Here is a 1,724-nt window from a genome sequence, read left to right on the forward strand (position 1 = left end):
TTTATTTATCTTTTGCGCTATTAATCTTTTGCCCAAGCTTACCTTCGTTGACCAGCTGTATAACTTGCTCATTTGTAAGCACAGGTATGAAAACCTTGTCGCCAATATCTTTAGAGAGAATCTTGACTTCATCAGCTGTTAGCATCAATGCTTCACCACGTGTCGCAGCATCATTGATGCGAGCAATAATCTGGTTAACTGGTAGTTTTAAGTTGTCCATATATCACCTAAATTAATAATCTAACTTTTTCTCATTCTCTTAGGGCGAGAGCCGCCAAGCGGTCTAAACGCATCAATTACCAAACCTACTAAAACCATTCCTTCTTCAAATTCAATAATATTGGGATGAAAGTTTGGATTAAGAGCTTGTAAATATTTACGCTCATCACTCTCAATAACGAATTTTTTAAATGTTGCATCAGTGTTATTTCTAACAACAATCAAATCTCCAGAAATTAAGTCACACACCTGAAATTTTGGATTTACTAAAATACAGTCACCCTCCATGTAGGTAGGTGAATTACTAATACCAACTACTTTTAAATAAAAACAACCATCAGGATCATCGACGCTTAAAGGTGGCAACCATTCAGAAATATCTAATGGATTTATCTCCTCTACAGATGTCATTGATCCAGCTTGAACCCATGATAAAACTGGAATTAATTTAGAAGTAATAGGCACAACATTATTGTCAAATTCACTAACTACACCCTTTTTAAGATCTTCAGCGGTAATGCCCAATGCGCTAGCTAGCTCAAGAATTGAACCTGTTGATTTAGCTGTGCCAGTTTCTAGTTCGGAAATTACCGATTGTTTAACTCCAGACTTTTGCGCTAATTCCTTCTGGGTCATTTTTTTTGCCTTACGCAATTTCTTTAAATTTTCACCCAAAGTACTCATAGATCAATCTCAGCTTGCTTTATCGGAATTCTGATACATATTTCAATCGGTTTGGCTATTGTATAAATATCGGAAAACCTATATATTTAATAAAAATATCGGAGGTTCACATGAATCAATGGCAAAAAATGATCTCTGATCTGAAAGAACAGGGGTTAACACAAGCAAAGATCGCCACTGAAATTGGTTGTTCACAAAACTATGTAAGTGACTTGGAGCGAGGAGCTTGCGGAAAACGTCTTTCATACGATCTAGGTAGAAATCTAGAAGCTTTATGGAATCAGCATAAACAAACTACAAATGTCGCTTAGGAACCACCATGAGCAAAGTATCAATTGAATTAAGTGCAAGCGCTAGAAATGACATCACTCGTGTATTTAATGCGCTTGCACAGGAAAACAACAGTGTTTTAGCAGAGCACTTAGGGGTGGATCCAAGCACACTCTCAAGAATGAAAAATGACAAGAAAAGCAATGGCTTGACTGAAATTGAAAACGCTTGCGTCTTATTGAGCCTTCTTGGATTCAAGGTTGTTCCAAAAACTTATGAAAGCTTAGACCGTGAAACAGCAGCTTCAATGTTTCACATGATGAAATGCTACATCAACAGAGTTGAATCAGTAGATGACCTTTTCCATCACGAAATTAGTGAGAGAAAGGAAGAGTTGGGCTATGGAAGTCCAGACAATAAAAAAGCCTGATGTTCAAGATCAGGCTTCATATATTCAGAACGAGGTAGAAATGAATATGCATAAAATTTTAACAGACATTGAGCTACAGCGAAAGATTTATTTATTTCAAAAGGCAGTCGAGGAGCATGCA

General features: G+C 36.8%; 4 protein-coding genes. 2 read left to right on the forward strand and 2 right to left on the reverse strand.

The features are described 5' to 3' along the window. Position 1: 1 nt before the first annotated feature. Positions 2 to 220, reverse strand: a complete 219-nt coding sequence (locus GGG_RS0118765; protein WP_010117865.1) for a hypothetical protein — start codon at positions 218 to 220, stop codon at positions 2 to 4. 20 nt (positions 221 to 240) lie between these two features. Continuing rightward, positions 241 to 903 carry a LexA family transcriptional regulator gene (locus GGG_RS0118770; protein WP_010117866.1) on the reverse strand — a complete coding sequence of 221 codons (663 nt, stop codon included), beginning with the start codon at positions 901 to 903 and terminating at the stop codon, positions 241 to 243. 110 nt (positions 904 to 1,013) lie between these two features. Here GGG_RS0118770 and GGG_RS0118775 point away from each other — a divergent pair, with 110 nt between their 5' ends. Continuing rightward, positions 1,014 to 1,214: a helix-turn-helix domain-containing protein gene (locus GGG_RS0118775; protein WP_010117867.1), complete on the forward strand. Its 201-nt coding sequence runs from the start codon at positions 1,014 to 1,016 to the stop codon at positions 1,212 to 1,214. An 8-nt stretch (positions 1,215 to 1,222) separates the two neighbouring features. Continuing rightward, positions 1,223 to 1,603 (forward strand): hypothetical protein, encoded by a 381-nt coding sequence (locus GGG_RS0118780; RefSeq protein WP_010117868.1) that lies wholly within the window; start codon positions 1,223 to 1,225, stop codon positions 1,601 to 1,603. The last annotated feature ends 121 nt before the right edge of the window (positions 1,604 to 1,724 follow it).

It is taken from the genome of Acinetobacter sp. P8-3-8, assembly GCF_000214135.1.
Taxonomy (GTDB): domain Bacteria; phylum Pseudomonadota; class Gammaproteobacteria; order Pseudomonadales; family Moraxellaceae; genus Acinetobacter.